Source organism: Globicatella sp. HMSC072A10 (assembly GCF_001811625.1).
In the GTDB taxonomy this organism is placed as follows: domain Bacteria; phylum Bacillota; class Bacilli; order Lactobacillales; family Aerococcaceae; genus Globicatella; species Globicatella sanguinis.
Genome location: NZ_KV805636.1, coordinates 25,753 through 39,908, shown reverse-complemented (window position 1 = coordinate 39,908; position 14,156 = coordinate 25,753). Strand labels below are relative to the sequence as shown.

Here is a 14,156-nt window from a genome sequence, read left to right as displayed (position 1 = left end):
TATCAAGATACTCTGATATAGGACGCTTACGAAAAATGTAATAAAAAAAACGGAAAAATCCGCAAAAAAAAAGCTTTTACGATGAATAGCACTCGGCTAGGAAAATTTATCCTAGCCATATATAATACATTTGTATTATGTGCTATAGAGCTAGACCAATGAATGATTCATCAATCATAACGCTCCCCATCATAAAAGTTATCTACATAAAGCTTGTTATTAAACTAATTCTAAAATAACAACTGGTGCGCCATCTCCACGACGAGGTCCTTTTTTAAGGATGCGTGTGTAACCACCATTACGATCTTCATAGCGAGTAGCATATGTGTCGAATAAACGTTGTAATACGCGTTCAACCACTACTTCTTCATCTTCAATACGTGCGTCTGCAATTTCATTACGTAAGAAAGCAGCTGCTTGACGACGAGATGCTAAATCACCACGTTTAGCTAAAGTAATCATTTTATCAACAAATTTACGAACTTCTTTAGCACGTGCTTCAGTTGTTTCGATACGTTCGTTAATTAAAACATCTGTAGTTAAATCACGTAATAAAGCTTTACGTTGAGCACTTTTACGTCCTAATTTACGGTATGCCATACTTGGTTTCCTCCTTTACATTATCAAAATTCTAGTCATCTTGACGTAGACTTAAATCTAAATTCTCAAGTTTTTGTTTTACTTCTTCTAATGATTTACGTCCTAAATTACGAACTTTAATCATTTCAGCTTCTGTCTTGTTAGTTAACTCTTGAATCGTATTAATTCCTGCACGTTTTAAACAATTATATGAACGAACAGATAAATCTAATTCTTCAATCGTCATGACTAACATTTTTTCTTTCTCAGCTTCTTCTTTTTCAACCATGATTTCAGTTTGGCGTGCTTCATCATTTAAGTTAACAAAGATATTTAAATGCTCAGTTAAAATTTTCGCAGCAAGACTTAATGATTTTTCAGGACTAATTGAACCATCGGTCCAAATATCCATCGTTAATTTATCATAGATATTTTTTTGTCCAATACGAGTATTTTCTACTTGATAATTCACTTTTTGAATTGGTGTGTAAATTGAATCAATTGGCAATACTCCAATTGGCATATCTTCACGTTTATTATGTTCTCCACGAACATATCCACGTCCAGTCGATACATTGATTTGCATGCTTAATTCGGCACCTTCAGCTAAAGTACAAATATATAAATCTGGGTTTAAAATTTGCACTTCATTATCATGGATAATATCAGCAGCTGTAACAGTTTTAGGGCCCACAACATTCAATTCAACAATTTTTGGTTCGTCTGAATGTAGTTTTAATGCTAACTGTTTTAAGTGAAGAATCATCGTTGGGACGTCTTCTACAACGCCATTAACGGTAGCAAACTCATGTAATACTCCATCAATTTGGATGCTTGTAACAGCAGCTCCTGGTAACGAAGATAACAAAATACGACGTAATGAGTTCCCAAGGGTAGTTCCATATCCACGTTCTAGTGGCTCAATCACGATCTTACCAAATTTGGAATCGTCACTGACTTCAATCGTTCTAATTTCTGGCTTTTCAATCTCGATCATTGGTTAATATATCCCCTTTCAAAACGTTCAAATTGTAATGATAAATCGTAGCATTACATGTAGCTTAATGAGCTAACTCATTATACACGGCGGCGTTTTGGAGGACGGCAACCGTTATGAGGAATTGGTGTTACATCACGAATAGCAGTAACATCTAATCCAGTAGCTTGTAATGAACGAATCGCTGATTCACGACCAGCACCTGGGCCTTTAACAGTTACTTCAACTGTCTTCATACCATGTTCCATAGCACCTTTAGCTGCTACTTCTGATGCCATTTGAGCTGCGAATGGAGTAGATTTTCTTGAACCACGGAATCCTAATGATCCAGCTGAAGACCAAGAAATTGCATTACCATTAACGTCAGTAATCATTACAATAGTGTTGTTAAATGTTGAACGGATGTGTGCTACACCTTTTTCAATATTTTTTCTCACACGACGACGGCGACGAACTTGTTGTTTCTTTGCCATGAACTATTTACCTCCTTCTTACTAAATTTTATTAGTTACTTTTTCCTGTGACCATTTTCTTAGGTCCTTTACGAGTACGTGCATTATTTTTGGTGTTTTGTCCACGAACTGGTAAATTACGACGATGACGGAAACCACGGTATGAACCAATCTCTTGTAAACGTTTGATGTTTAAAGAAACTTCACGACGTAAATCTCCTTCGACTTTAATACCGTCAACAATAGCACGGATACGATCTAATTCATCGTTTGTTAAATCTTTAACACGAGTATCAACTGAAACATTCGCTTCAGCTAAAATTTTCTCTGCAGTATTTTTTCCAATACCGTAAATATAAGTTAAAGAAATAACTACACGTTTTTCACGCGGAATATCTACTCCTGCAATACGAGCCATATTTAAGTATACCTCCTTTTCTTAACCTTGACGTTGTTTGTGTTTTGGATTTTCGCAAATTACCATAACTTTTCCATTACGTTTGATAACTTTACATTTTTCACAAATTGGTTTTACTGATGCTCTTACTTTCATATTAATTTCCCTCCTTAAATTTTAACCTAATGGTTATTTAAAGCGGTATGTAATTCGACCACGTGTCAAATCATATGGAGAAAGTTCAATCGTAACTTTATCTCCCGGTAAGATTCGGATGTAGTTCATACGAATTTTACCTGAAACGTGGGCTAGAATTTCATGCCCATTCTCTAATTCAACCTTAAACATTGCATTCGGTAAAGTTTCAATGACTGTACCTTCAACTTCAATTACATCATCTTTAGCCATTCATACTTCCTCCTCTTACCTTTAATTGATACTAATAATCATTATAACAAACTCTCTATTTTTCTAAAATAGCACGAACTTCACGATAAACATCTTCAATAGCTTGAGCACCGTTAATGGTATATAAAATTCCACGTTGGTTATAATAATCAAGTATTGGTCGAATTGATTCCATTTGGAGATTTATACGATGAGCAACCTTTTCAGGTTTGTCATCTTCTCTTTGATAGAAATCTGTTGAACCACATTGATCACAGATACCTGCTTCTTTAGGCGGATTATATAGCTTATGATATGTAGCACCGCATTTACGGCAAATGATTCTACCACTCAAACGATCTTTTAATACTTCTTGATCCACATCGATATAGATAACTGCATCGATTTGAGTATTTAATTCTTCTAAGTTAGTATCTAAAGCTTCTGCTTGAGCACTTGTTCTTGGATAACCATCTAACATGAAACCATTTTCGGTTACATCAGATTGAGCTAATCTTTCGCGAACAATAGCATTTGTAATATCATCTGGAACTAAATTTCCATGATCTGTATATGATTTTGCTTTTAAACCCAATGGGGTTTCATTTTTAATTGCTTCACGGAATATATCTCCTGTTGCAATATGAATCATATCATAGTCACGAGAAATATATTCACTTTGAGTTCCTTTACCAGCACCTGGTAAGCCCATTAATAAAATATTCATTGATTTTATGCACCCTTTTTTATAATTGTAAAAATCCAGTGTAACGACGTTTAGCCATTCGACCTTCAATTTGTTTTGCTGTTTCGATTGCAACACCCACTACGATAAGTAAACTTGTTCCACTTAAGGCAATATTACTTGGAATGTTCCATAAAAATCCACCGACAATTGGTAAGACAGCAATTAACGTTAAGTATAATGATCCTAAACCACTCAATCTATTGATTGTTCTTGTCAGGTAATTTTCAGTATCATGTCCTGGACGTATACTTGGAATATACCCACCTGATTTTTGTAAGTTTTCAGCTACTTTTTCAGGATTAACTTGAACTAATGAATAGAAATACGAAAATACAATTAATAAGAACGTATAGAAGATTGCTCCATATACATGTTGTAAGTTAAATAAATTATAGACAACTTCTTTCCATCCACCATCATTGGCAAAATTTAGATAATTCATAATTGTTGCCGGAGTGGTCAGAACAGATGATGCAAAGATTACTGGAATTACCCCAGCAGAATTAATTTTTAATGGTAAGTGTGCTGTTTGTTTCGCTCCTGAAGCTTTCTTTGAGTAGTGAATTGGAATACGTAATTGAGCACGTTCCATTATAACTACAATAACAATTAAAATGATAAAGACTAAAATTAACAATCCTAATAACATTAAGTTACGGTTTAATTCTTTTCCTGCCCCTTTTAAATAAGTTTGGAAATAAGTGATAAACTGTTGTGGAACCTCTGCTACGATACCGGCAAAAATAATCATTGAGACCCCATTACCAATACCATTGCGAGTTATTTGCTCTCCTAACCACACTAGAAACATGGTCCCAGCTGTTAAGACTAAAGCGATTGTCAAATATGTAGTCATTGTAGCATTTTTTACAAGGCCCAAGCCAGATAATTGGTTAAATCCAGCGGATAAACCAAAGGCTTGAATAAAGCCAAGAACAATTCCAGTGTAGGTTGTTGCTTGATTCAATTTACGACGACCGACTTCACCTTGTTTTGCCCATTCAGTAAATTTCGGGACAATATCCATTTGCAATAATTGAATAATAATTGACGCAGTGATATAAGGAGAGACACCTAAAGCGAAAATTGAATAACGTTTAAGCGCTCCTCCACCAAAAGTATTAAGTAAACCTAATACTCCGGTTGACGCTATTTGTTGAATGGCCGAAGCATCCACACCAGGAACTGGAATATGAGAACCTAATCTGAATACTGCAAAAATGAAAAGCGTGAAAAGAATTCTACCACGAATTTCTTTGCTCGCAAATGCATTTTTCAAGTTTGTAAACATATTAGATCACCTCGATAGATCCACCAGCTGCAGTGATTGCTTGTTCTGCACTTTTGGAGAATTTAGCTGCATGTACAGTTAATTTTCTTTCCAGTTGTCCTTCACCTAAAATTTTAACACCTGATAATTCATTCTTAATGATTCCTGATTCAATTAATAATGCTGGTGTTACTGTTGTGCCATCTTCAAAGCGGTTTAATGTTTCAACGTTAACAATCGCATATTCTTTACGATTAATGTTTGTGAATCCACGTTTTGGTAAACGACGGAATAATGGTTGTTGTCCACCTTCGAATCCTAAACGTACCCCACCACCTGAACGTTGTTTTTGTCCTTTTTGACCACGTCCAGCTGTTTTACCGTTACCAGAACCTTGTCCACGACCAACACGATTACGTTCTTTACGTGATCCAGCTACAGGTTGTAATGTATGTAGTTGCATTCTTGGGCACCTCCTTATTTTAAATTATATAATTAAGCTTCTTTAACTTCTACTAAATGACTAATTGTACTAATCATTCCACGAACTGCTTCATTGTCAGGTTTAACAACTGTTTTATAAGTTTTAGTTAATCCTAATGCTTTTGCAGTTGCGATATGATTTTTAGGACGTCCAATTAGGCTACGTTTTAATGTAATTTCAATATTCGCCATTAAATTGTCCTCCTAACCTAAAATTTCTTCAACAGATTTCCCACGTAATGCAGCAACTTCTTCTGCAATTTTTAATTGTTTTAATCCTTCAATAGTTGCAGAGATCATGTTAATAGGTGTATTAGAACCCAATGATTTAGATGTTACGTCGGCAACCCCTGCTAATTCAATTACGGCACGTACTGGTCCACCAGCAGCAACCCCAGAACCGGCAGTAGCAGGTTTTAATAACACTTTACCACCACAGAATTCACCAATAACTTCGTGAGGAATTGTAGTTCCAACTGTCGGAACTTCGATTAAATTTTTTTTAGCATCTTCGACAGCTTTACGGATAGCTTCTGGAACTTCTTGAGCTTTACCAGTACCAAATCCTACGTGTCCGTTACGGTCACCAACAACTACTAATGCAGAGAAACGTAAACGACGTCCACCTTTTACTACTTTAGTAACACGGTTAATCGTAACTAAACGTTCTTCTAAATTTTCTAAGTTAGCTGGATTAATAAATACCATGAATCGACATCCTCCTTCTTTCTAAAATTCTAAGCCGTTTTCACGTGCAGCTTCAGCTAAAGCTTTAACACGACCATGGTAAATATATCCTCCACGATCAAATACGACAGCTTTAAGTCCTTTTTCTGCTCCGCGTTCAGCTATTAATTTCCCAACTGTAGTAGCTTGTTCTACTTTAGTTCCTGAAATTGATTCTTCATTACTAGAGGCACTTGCTAGCGTCACACCCGCTACGTCATCAATTAATTGAGCGTAGATGTGTGTATTCGAACGGAATACATTCAAGCGTGGGCACTCAGCAGTACCAGAGATACGGTTTCTTACACGAGCGTGGCGTTTTTTACGCAACTTATTTTTATCTGGTTTAGTAATCACAATTTTCACCTCTTATTAAAATATATGTATAAATGATATATGAAACAGGCTTATTATTTACCTGTTTTACCTTCTTTACGACGTACAAACTCGTCAACATAACGGATACCTTTACCTTTATATGGTTCAGGTGGACGTACGCCACGAATGTTAGCAGCTAATTCGCCAACTTTTTCTTTATTAAATCCTTGTACAATTATAGTAGTATTGTTTGGTACTTCGAATCCAACATCTTCAGATTCTTCGAACTCAACTGGATGTGATAAACCTACGTTTAAAGATAATTTCTTACCAGATTTTTGAGCACGGTACCCAACACCGATTAATTGTAATTCTTTTTTGAAGCCTTCAGAAACACCAACGATCATATTGTTTACGATAGAACGTGTTGTTCCGTGTAATGAACGGTTAGTTTTTGAATCATTTGGACGAGTGAAAACTACTTCATTTTCTTTAACTTCTACTTGGATATTTGGTACTAAATCGCGAGTTAATTCGCCTTTAGGACCTTTTACAGTCACTGTATGACCTTTTACTTCAACGGTTACGCCTGCTGGAATTGCTACTGGTTTATTACCGATACGACTCACAGGGCTGCACCTCCTTTTATTTTATAATTAATTATTTAAAATTACCAAACATACGCTAATACTTCGCCACCGATACCTTCTTTGCGAGCTTGTTTATCTGTTACAAGTCCGTTTGAAGTCGATACGATAGCAATACCTAAACCATTTAATACTTTAGGTAAATCTTCATTTTTAGCATATACACGTAAACCTGGTTTAGAAATACGTTTAATACCTGTAATAACTTTTTCATTATTACGACCGTATTTTAATTGGATTTTTAATTCGTTTTGTTTGCCATCTTCGATTACTTCGTATCCTTTGATAAAACCTTCATTTTTTAAGATTTCAGCAATGGCAACTTTCATGTTTGAAGATGGAGCAGAAACAGTTTTATGACCCACACGATTCGCGTTACGAATACGGGTTAAAAAATCTGCAATTGGATCTGTCATAACCATAATTTGTTTACCTCCTATATTAACTTTTAAAAATTACCAGCTAGCTTTTTTAACGCCAGGAATTTGACCTTTATAAGCAAGTTCACGGAAGCAAATACGGCAAAGTTTGAATTTACGGTAAACTGAGTGTGGACGTCCACAACGTTCGCAACGTGTATACTCTTGCACTTTAAACTTAGGTGTACGTTTGTTCTTTTGAACCATTGATGTTTTAGCCAATTAAATTCGCCTCCTTAATTATTTTTTAAATGGCATGCCTAATTCTTTTAATAAAGCATGACTTTCTTCATCTGTTTGTGCGGTAGTTACAATAACAATATCCATACCACGCACTTTATCTACATTATCATAATTAACTTCTGGGAAAATTAATTGTTCTTTAACACCTAAAGTGTAGTTTCCACGACCATCAAAGGCTTTATTTGAGATACCTTGGAAGTCACGTACTCGAGGTAAAGAAACAGTGATTAATTTATCTAAGAAGTCATACATTCTTTCGCCACGTAAAGTAACTTTTGCACCAATCGGCATACCTTCACGTAAACGGAAACCAGCGATAGATTTTTTCGCTTTTGTAACAATTGGTTTTTGACCTGTTAATAAGGTTAATTCGTCAACAGCTTTTTCTAAGTTTTTAGCATTAGAAACAGCGTCACCAACACCCATGTTAACAACGATTTTTTCAACTTTTGGAACTTGCATTACTGATGTATAACCAAATTGTTCAACTAATTTTGGTGTTACTTCTTCAGTAAATTTAGTTTTTAAACGATTTACCATAAATTATTTTTCCTCCCTTCTTAGATTAGTTAATTGTTTCGTTTGATTTTTTAGAATAACGAACTTTTTTACCATCTTCGAAGCGGTATCCAACACGAGTAGCCTCTCCTTTAGAGTCTACTAATTTAACATTAGATACGTGAATTGGTGCTGGGAATTCTTCGATTCCGCCTGTACCAGTCTGTGATGGTTTAACATGTTTTTTAGCAAGATTTAAGCCTTCAACTACAACTTGATCTTTCTTTGGTAAAGTTTTTAATACTGTACCTTGTTTACCTTTATCTTTACCAGTTATAATTTGAACTTTATCGCCTGTTTTGATACGCATAATTTGGTTTCCTCCTTCGTTTAGTATTACAGAACTTCTGGAGCTAGTGAAACAATCTTCATGTAGTTGTTATCACGTAATTCACGTGCAACTGGACCAAAGATACGAGTACCACGAGGGCTCTTATCATCACGAATAATTACACAAGCATTTTCGTCAAACTTGATATAAGAACCATCTTTACGACGTGCTCCTGATTTAGAACGAACGATTACAGCTTTAACAATGTCACCTTTCTTAACAACTCCACCGGGTGTTGCATGTTTTACCGACGCGACAATTACGTCACCGATATTAGCTGTTTTACGACCAGATCCACCTAAAACTTTTATTGTTAAAACTTCACGTGCACCTGAGTTGTCGGCAACTTTTAATCGACTTTCTGTTTGAATCATTTTCGATTTCCTCCTTCCAGATTAACTGTATATTAGATGATTACTGCTTCTTCAACAATCTCTAATAAACGGAAGCGTTTCGTAGCAGATAATGGACGAGTTTCCATGATACGTACGATGTCGCCTTCTTTTGCACTGTTTAATTCATCATGTGCTTTATATTTTTTAGAGTATTTTACACGTTTACCATATTTTGGGTGTGTTTTACGAGTATCTACTTGAACTGTGATGGTTTTATCCATTTTGTCAGATACGACACGACCTTGGTATACTTTACGTTGATTGCGTGTTTCAGTCATTGTTTATGTGCCTCCTTTTGCCTGTGGTTACTTAGACAACTCTTGCTCACGCAAGACTGTTTTGATACGAGCAATAGATTTACGTACTTGACGTAAACGGGCAGTGTTTTCTAATTGTCCTGTAGCTAATTGGAATCGAAGGTTGAATAATTCTTTTTTGAATTCTTGTTCTTTCGCTACCATTTCAGCAGTGGATAATTCTCTAATTTCTTTAATTTGCATTCGATTCACCACCATATTCTTCACGTTTTACGAATTTTGTTTTGACAGGTAATTTGTGAGACGCTAAACGGAATGCTTCACGTGCAACTTCTTCACTTACCCCAGCAATTTCAAATAAGATTTTGCCACGTTTAACTGGTGCAACCCATCCTTCAGGTGCCCCTTTACCAGAACCCATACGAACTCCGATTGGTTTAGATGTATAAGATTTGTGAGGGAAGATTTTGATCCATACTTTCCCACCACGTTTCATAAATCTTGTCATCGCGATACGCGCTGCTTCAATTTGACGGTTGGTAATCCATGAAGATTCTGTTGCACGTAAACCATATTGACCGAAGTCTACATTTTTTCCACCTTTTGCTTCTCCGCGCATTTTCCCACGGAACTCACGACGGTGTTTTACACGTTTTGGTACTAACATTGATTAGTTCCCTCCTTTCTCAGTATTGCGTTGTGGTAAGATTTCACCACGGCAAATCCATACTTTAACTCCTAATTTTCCGTATGTTGTATCTGCTTCTTCCCAAGCATAATCGATATCTGAACGTAATGTATGTAAAGGAACAGTTCCTTCAGAATACATTTCAGTACGAGCCATGTCTGCTCCGTTTAAACGTCCTGAAACCATTGTTTTAACTCCTTGCGCTCCAGCTTTCATAACACGTTGAATTGCTTGTTTTTGTGCACGACGGAATGCAACACGGTTTTCTAATTGTCTTGCGATATCTTCTGCAACTAATTTTGCGTCTAACTCAGGTTTTTTAATTTCAACAATATTAATGTGAACTTTTTTGCCTGTTAATTTATTTAATTCAGCACGAATTGCATCGACTTCTGAACCACCTTTACCGATAACCATACCTGGTTTAGCAGTATGAATTGAAACAACCACACGATTAGATGCGCGTTCAATTTGGATAGTTGATACAGAGGCCTCTGATAATTTGCTTAATAAGAATTCGCGGATGCGTAAATCTTCATGTAAGAAGTCTGCATATTGCTTATCTGCATACCATTTAGCATCCCAATCACGGATTACGCCTACACGCATACCAATTGGATGTACTTTTTGACCCATTAATTAAGCCTCCTCTTTTTCTGATACCACGATTGTAATGTGGCTTGTACGTTTGTTAATTGGTGAAGCTGATCCTTTTGCACGTGGACGGAAACGTTTCATAGTTGGTCCTTCGTTAACATAAGCTTCACTTACATATAAGTTTTCTAAATCTAAATCATAATTATGTTCAGCGTTCGCGATTGCAGATTTTAAAACTTTTTCAACTACTGGAGATGCTGATTTTGGCGTATATTTTAAAATAGCCATTGCTTCTCCAATTTTTTTACCTCTGATAAGATCGACTACTAAACGAACTTTACGAGGCGCAATACGAACTGTTTTTGCGATTGCTTTTGCAGATGTAATTTGTTCTGACATCTTAGTTCCTCCTTAATTAACGTTTCTTAGTCTTTTTGTCATCGGCAGCATGACCTCTATATGTACGTGTTGGTACGAATTCGCCTAATTTATGACCAACCATATCTTCTTGTACATACACTGGTACATGTTTGCGTCCATCGTATACTGCAATAGTTAACCCAATAAAATTAGGGAAGATTGTAGAACGACGAGACCATGTCTTAATTACTTGTTTTTTACTGCTTTCGTTTTGCTCTTCAACTTTTTTCATTAAATGGGCATCAACGAAAGGTCCTTTTTTCAAACTACGACTCACAGTGTGTAGCCTCCCTTCGATTTTTTCGAAACTGTCTATTTATTATTTTTTACGACCACGAATGATTAACTTGCTAGATTTTTTCTTAGCATCACGAGTTTTCATACCAAGAGCTTTTTTACCCCAAGGAGTTAATGGTGCTGGACGACCGATTGGCGCACGACCTTCACCACCACCGTGTGGGTGATCATTAGGGTTCATTACAGATCCACGTACTTCTGGACGTTTAGATAACCAACGAGAACGACCTGCTTTACCAATGTTAATTAATTCGTGTTGTTCATTTCCTACTGTACCAACTGTTGCACGACAAGTAGATAAAATCATACGTACTTCACCTGAATTTAAACGTACTAAAGTATATTTTCCTTCATGTCCTAATACTTGTGCGCTTGTACCAGCTGAACGAATTAATTGTCCACCTTTACCTGGTTTTAATTCGATGTTATGAACAACTGTACCTACTGGAATGTTCGCTAATGTTAAAGCGTTACCGATTACGATATCCGCATCGTCTCCAGATTGGATTTTTTGTCCTACTTTAAGACCTTTTGGAGCAAGGATATAAGTCTTCACTCCATCTTCATAATGGATTAAAGCGATGTTTGCTGAACGGTTTGGATCGTATTCGATTGTTGCAACTGTACCAACAACACCGTCTTTATTACGCTTGAAGTCAATAACACGGTATGCACGTTTGTTACCGCCACCGTGGTGACGAACAGTGATTTTACCTTGACTGTTACGACCAGCTTTTTGTTTTTGACTAGTTAATAAAGATTTCTCTGGTTTTGAAGTTGTGATTTCTGAGAAATCGTAGCCTGTCATATTACGACGACCATTAGAGGTTGGTTTGTAATGTTTAATAGCCACTTAAATGCCCTCCTATTTTACTATATTTACTAATTATTATTCAGCTTCTGAGCCAAATAATTCGATTGTTTTTGAATCAGGTGTTAATGTTACAATAGCTTTTTTATATTTACGAGTGAAGCCTTGGTAGCGGCCCATACGTTTTAATTTACCATCAACATTAACAGTGTTTACTTTAGCAACTTTAACTCCTTCGAACATTGCTTCAACCGCTTGTTTAATATAAGGTTTGTCTGCACGGCGATCAACTTCGAAAGTATATTTATTTTCATCCATTAAGCGCATTGATTGCTCAGTAATAACTGGACGTAAAATCACTTCTGATAATTGCATTATGCTAAAGCCTCCTCTACTGTAGAAAGTGCAGCTTGTGTAAGAATTACTGTATCGTAATTCATGACATCTAATACGTTAACGTTATTGTCGTCAATGACTTTAACAGTATTGATGTTACGAGCTGAATAAAACGCATTAGTGTTTTCTCCTTCTAAAACTAATAAAGTTTTAGAATCAACATTAATGTTATTTAAGAATTGTTTGAACTCTTTTGTTTTTGGTGCATCAAATTGTAATGAATCAACTACAATTAATTTTCCGTCTAATACTTTTTGTGATAACACAGATTGTAAAGCTAAACGACGAACTTTTCTTGGTAATTTATAACTGTATGAACGAGGTGTTGGACCAAATACAGTTCCTCCACCAACCCATTGTGGTGAGCGAATAGAACCTTGGCGCGCACGACCAGTCCCTTTTTGTCTCCATGGTTTACGTCCTCCACCACGCACTGCACTTCTATTTTTCACAGCGTGTGTTCCTTGACGTAATGATGCACGTTGCATAATAACCGCATCGAACATAACTCCTTCGTTTGGTTCGATACCGAAGACAGCTTCGTTTAATTCGATTTCTCCCGCTGTAGAACCATCTTGTTTAAATAATGTAACTTTTGGCATTTTATCTCGTTCCTCCTTCCTCGATATTATTTAACTGATTTAATAGCTTGTTTAACTTCTACTAAAGATTTTTTAGCTCCTGGAACATTACCTTTAATTAAGATAACATTGTTTTCAACGTCAACTGAAACAATTTCTAAGTTTTGAATTGTTACACGATCGCCACCAGTTTGTCCAGGTAATTTTTTACCTTTAAATACTTTAGAAGCATCTGACGCCATACCCATTGATCCAGGACGACGGTGGAAACGAGAACCATGTGCCATTGGTCCACGACTTTGGCCGTGACGTTTAATTACACCTTGGAAACCTTTCCCTTTAGATGTTCCTGTTACATCGACGATGTCACCCACCGCGAATGTTTCTACTGTGATTTCTTGCCCTACTTCATATTCTCCAAGCTCAACATCACGAAATTCGCGAATGAAGCGCTTAGGAGTAGCATTTGCTTTTGCTACATGACCTTTAGCAGGTTTGTTTGTTAATACTTCACGTAAATCGCCATATCCTAATTGGACAGCTTCGTATCCGTCAGTTTCAACTGTTTTTACTTGTAAAACTACGTTTGGAGCAGCTTCAACAACAGTTACTGGAATTAATTCACCATTTTCTGTGAAGAATTGAGTCATTCCTACTTTTGTTCCTAAGATTCCTTTGGTCATGAGTACACCTCCGTTTTATTTTATTTTTATAATTTAATTTCTACGTCCACACCACTTGGTAAGTCTAATTTCATTAAAGCATCTACTGTTTTAGCAGTTGGCTCAATAATGTCGATTAAACGTTTGTGTGTACGCATTTCAAATTGCTCACGAGAATCTTTGTATTTATGTGTCGCACGAATAACAGTATATAAAGAACGTTCAGTTGGTAATGGAATTGGTCCAGCTGTTTTCGCTCCTGTTCTTTGTGCTGATTCTACGATTTTGTTCGCTGATACGTCTAAAGCTCTATGTTCATAAGCTTTTAAACGAATACGGATTTTTTGTTTTGCCATTTTTGTTTCCTCCTTCGTCAAATTTAATTAATATGACTTGCTCCACAAGAATTTCTGACCAACTAAGCCGTGGCAACTCACCCTAGTGTGTCACAACCTCTCGCTTCATTGCCGTCTCCCTCTTAAATAAAGGGGGCCTGT

The 14,156-nt window shown here is 36.3% G+C and carries 29 protein-coding genes; all 29 read right to left on the bottom strand.

All coding sequences use genetic code 11. The features are described from left to right. Nucleotides 1-219 precede the first annotated feature (219 nt). Nucleotides 220-600 carry a 50S ribosomal protein L17 gene (gene rplQ, locus HMPREF2811_RS02315; protein ID WP_066124348.1) on the bottom strand — a complete coding sequence of 127 codons (381 nt, stop codon included), beginning with the start codon at nt 598-600 and terminating at the stop codon, nt 220-222. A gap of 31 nt (nt 601-631) precedes the next feature. After that, nucleotides 632-1,576: a DNA-directed RNA polymerase subunit alpha gene (locus HMPREF2811_RS02310; RefSeq protein WP_071407923.1), complete on the bottom strand. Its 945-nt coding sequence runs from the start codon at nt 1,574-1,576 to the stop codon at nt 632-634. 80 nt (nt 1,577-1,656) lie between these two features. Further along, nucleotides 1,657-2,049, bottom strand: coding sequence for a 30S ribosomal protein S11 (gene rpsK / locus HMPREF2811_RS02305; protein ID WP_066124351.1), 393 nt, complete (start codon nt 2,047-2,049; stop codon nt 1,657-1,659). Nucleotides 2,050-2,080: 31 nt separating this feature from the next. Further along, the gene (gene rpsM / locus HMPREF2811_RS02300; protein ID WP_066124353.1) at nt 2,081-2,446 is read right to left on the bottom strand and encodes a 30S ribosomal protein S13; all 366 of its coding nucleotides are present in this window, start codon (nt 2,444-2,446) and stop codon (nt 2,081-2,083) included. A 21-nt stretch (nt 2,447-2,467) separates the two neighbouring features. Then, complete coding sequence (rpmJ, locus tag HMPREF2811_RS02295) at nt 2,468-2,581, bottom strand: 50S ribosomal protein L36 (protein WP_022155406.1); 114 nt, start codon at nt 2,579-2,581, stop codon at nt 2,468-2,470. Nucleotides 2,582-2,614: 33 nt separating this feature from the next. After that, the gene (gene infA / locus HMPREF2811_RS02290) at nt 2,615-2,833 is read right to left on the bottom strand and encodes a translation initiation factor IF-1 (protein ID WP_023391463.1); all 219 of its coding nucleotides are present in this window, start codon (nt 2,831-2,833) and stop codon (nt 2,615-2,617) included. Nucleotides 2,834-2,888: 55 nt separating this feature from the next. Beyond that, the gene (locus HMPREF2811_RS02285; protein WP_071407922.1) at nt 2,889-3,539 is read right to left on the bottom strand and encodes an adenylate kinase; all 651 of its coding nucleotides are present in this window, start codon (nt 3,537-3,539) and stop codon (nt 2,889-2,891) included. Between the two features lie 19 nt (nt 3,540-3,558). After that, a complete protein-coding gene (gene secY / locus HMPREF2811_RS02280) occupies nt 3,559-4,851 on the bottom strand; it encodes a preprotein translocase subunit SecY (RefSeq protein WP_071407921.1) in 1,293 nt (430 codons plus the stop codon). Between the two features lies 1 nt (nt 4,852). After that, the gene (gene rplO / locus HMPREF2811_RS02275; protein WP_071407920.1) at nt 4,853-5,293 is read right to left on the bottom strand and encodes a 50S ribosomal protein L15; all 441 of its coding nucleotides are present in this window, start codon (nt 5,291-5,293) and stop codon (nt 4,853-4,855) included. Nucleotides 5,294-5,325: 32 nt separating this feature from the next. Continuing rightward, complete coding sequence (rpmD, locus tag HMPREF2811_RS02270) at nt 5,326-5,505, bottom strand: 50S ribosomal protein L30 (RefSeq protein ID WP_066124361.1); 180 nt, start codon at nt 5,503-5,505, stop codon at nt 5,326-5,328. A 12-nt stretch (nt 5,506-5,517) separates the two neighbouring features. Beyond that, the gene (rpsE, locus tag HMPREF2811_RS02265; RefSeq protein ID WP_071407919.1) at nt 5,518-6,021 is read right to left on the bottom strand and encodes a 30S ribosomal protein S5; all 504 of its coding nucleotides are present in this window, start codon (nt 6,019-6,021) and stop codon (nt 5,518-5,520) included. A 21-nt stretch (nt 6,022-6,042) separates the two neighbouring features. Next, complete coding sequence (rplR, locus tag HMPREF2811_RS02260; RefSeq protein WP_071407918.1) at nt 6,043-6,405, bottom strand: 50S ribosomal protein L18; 363 nt, start codon at nt 6,403-6,405, stop codon at nt 6,043-6,045. Between the two features lie 44 nt (nt 6,406-6,449). Continuing rightward, nucleotides 6,450-6,986 (bottom strand): 50S ribosomal protein L6, encoded by a 537-nt coding sequence (rplF, locus tag HMPREF2811_RS02255; protein ID WP_071407917.1) that lies wholly within the window; start codon nt 6,984-6,986, stop codon nt 6,450-6,452. A 41-nt stretch (nt 6,987-7,027) separates the two neighbouring features. Beyond that, on the bottom strand, nt 7,028-7,426 hold the full coding sequence (gene rpsH / locus HMPREF2811_RS02250; protein ID WP_066124370.1) for a 30S ribosomal protein S8: 399 nt from the start codon (nt 7,424-7,426) through the stop codon (nt 7,028-7,030). 33 nt (nt 7,427-7,459) lie between these two features. Then, nucleotides 7,460-7,645: a type Z 30S ribosomal protein S14 gene (locus tag HMPREF2811_RS02245; RefSeq protein ID WP_066124372.1), complete on the bottom strand. Its 186-nt coding sequence runs from the start codon at nt 7,643-7,645 to the stop codon at nt 7,460-7,462. A gap of 18 nt (nt 7,646-7,663) precedes the next feature. Continuing rightward, nucleotides 7,664-8,206: a 50S ribosomal protein L5 gene (gene rplE / locus HMPREF2811_RS02240; RefSeq protein ID WP_066124374.1), complete on the bottom strand. Its 543-nt coding sequence runs from the start codon at nt 8,204-8,206 to the stop codon at nt 7,664-7,666. A 25-nt stretch (nt 8,207-8,231) separates the two neighbouring features. Next, complete coding sequence (gene rplX, locus HMPREF2811_RS02235; RefSeq protein WP_066124377.1) at nt 8,232-8,534, bottom strand: 50S ribosomal protein L24; 303 nt, start codon at nt 8,532-8,534, stop codon at nt 8,232-8,234. A gap of 26 nt (nt 8,535-8,560) precedes the next feature. Next, nucleotides 8,561-8,929 carry a 50S ribosomal protein L14 gene (rplN, locus tag HMPREF2811_RS02230; RefSeq protein WP_066124379.1) on the bottom strand — a complete coding sequence of 123 codons (369 nt, stop codon included), beginning with the start codon at nt 8,927-8,929 and terminating at the stop codon, nt 8,561-8,563. A 32-nt stretch (nt 8,930-8,961) separates the two neighbouring features. Then, nucleotides 8,962-9,228, bottom strand: coding sequence for a 30S ribosomal protein S17 (gene rpsQ, locus HMPREF2811_RS02225; protein WP_066124382.1), 267 nt, complete (start codon nt 9,226-9,228; stop codon nt 8,962-8,964). A gap of 27 nt (nt 9,229-9,255) precedes the next feature. Further along, nucleotides 9,256-9,450, bottom strand: coding sequence for a 50S ribosomal protein L29 (rpmC, locus tag HMPREF2811_RS02220; RefSeq protein WP_066124384.1), 195 nt, complete (start codon nt 9,448-9,450; stop codon nt 9,256-9,258). Beyond that, the gene (rplP, locus tag HMPREF2811_RS02215) at nt 9,440-9,874 is read right to left on the bottom strand and encodes a 50S ribosomal protein L16 (RefSeq protein ID WP_066124386.1); all 435 of its coding nucleotides are present in this window, start codon (nt 9,872-9,874) and stop codon (nt 9,440-9,442) included. The genes rpmC and rplP overlap by 11 nt, the downstream gene beginning before the upstream one ends. Nucleotides 9,875-9,877: 3 nt before the next feature. Next, on the bottom strand, nt 9,878-10,531 hold the full coding sequence (gene rpsC, locus HMPREF2811_RS02210) for a 30S ribosomal protein S3 (RefSeq protein ID WP_071407916.1): 654 nt from the start codon (nt 10,529-10,531) through the stop codon (nt 9,878-9,880). A 3-nt stretch (nt 10,532-10,534) separates the two neighbouring features. Continuing rightward, nucleotides 10,535-10,891 (bottom strand): 50S ribosomal protein L22, encoded by a 357-nt coding sequence (rplV, locus tag HMPREF2811_RS02205; RefSeq protein WP_066124391.1) that lies wholly within the window; start codon nt 10,889-10,891, stop codon nt 10,535-10,537. Between the two features lie 16 nt (nt 10,892-10,907). Further along, a complete protein-coding gene (gene rpsS / locus HMPREF2811_RS02200) occupies nt 10,908-11,189 on the bottom strand; it encodes a 30S ribosomal protein S19 (RefSeq protein ID WP_066124393.1) in 282 nt (93 codons plus the stop codon). A 42-nt stretch (nt 11,190-11,231) separates the two neighbouring features. Continuing rightward, nucleotides 11,232-12,062, bottom strand: coding sequence for a 50S ribosomal protein L2 (gene rplB, locus HMPREF2811_RS02195; protein ID WP_066124395.1), 831 nt, complete (start codon nt 12,060-12,062; stop codon nt 11,232-11,234). A gap of 36 nt (nt 12,063-12,098) precedes the next feature. Beyond that, nucleotides 12,099-12,395: a 50S ribosomal protein L23 gene (locus HMPREF2811_RS02190; protein WP_071407915.1), complete on the bottom strand. Its 297-nt coding sequence runs from the start codon at nt 12,393-12,395 to the stop codon at nt 12,099-12,101. Then, nucleotides 12,395-13,018, bottom strand: coding sequence for a 50S ribosomal protein L4 (gene rplD / locus HMPREF2811_RS02185; RefSeq protein WP_066124398.1), 624 nt, complete (start codon nt 13,016-13,018; stop codon nt 12,395-12,397). Before rplD ends, HMPREF2811_RS02190 begins: the two co-directional genes overlap by 1 nt. A gap of 26 nt (nt 13,019-13,044) precedes the next feature. After that, the gene (gene rplC, locus HMPREF2811_RS02180) at nt 13,045-13,680 is read right to left on the bottom strand and encodes a 50S ribosomal protein L3 (RefSeq protein WP_066124400.1); all 636 of its coding nucleotides are present in this window, start codon (nt 13,678-13,680) and stop codon (nt 13,045-13,047) included. Between the two features lie 26 nt (nt 13,681-13,706). Beyond that, complete coding sequence (gene rpsJ, locus HMPREF2811_RS02175; protein ID WP_066124402.1) at nt 13,707-14,015, bottom strand: 30S ribosomal protein S10; 309 nt, start codon at nt 14,013-14,015, stop codon at nt 13,707-13,709. Nucleotides 14,016-14,156: the final 141 nt, after the last annotated feature.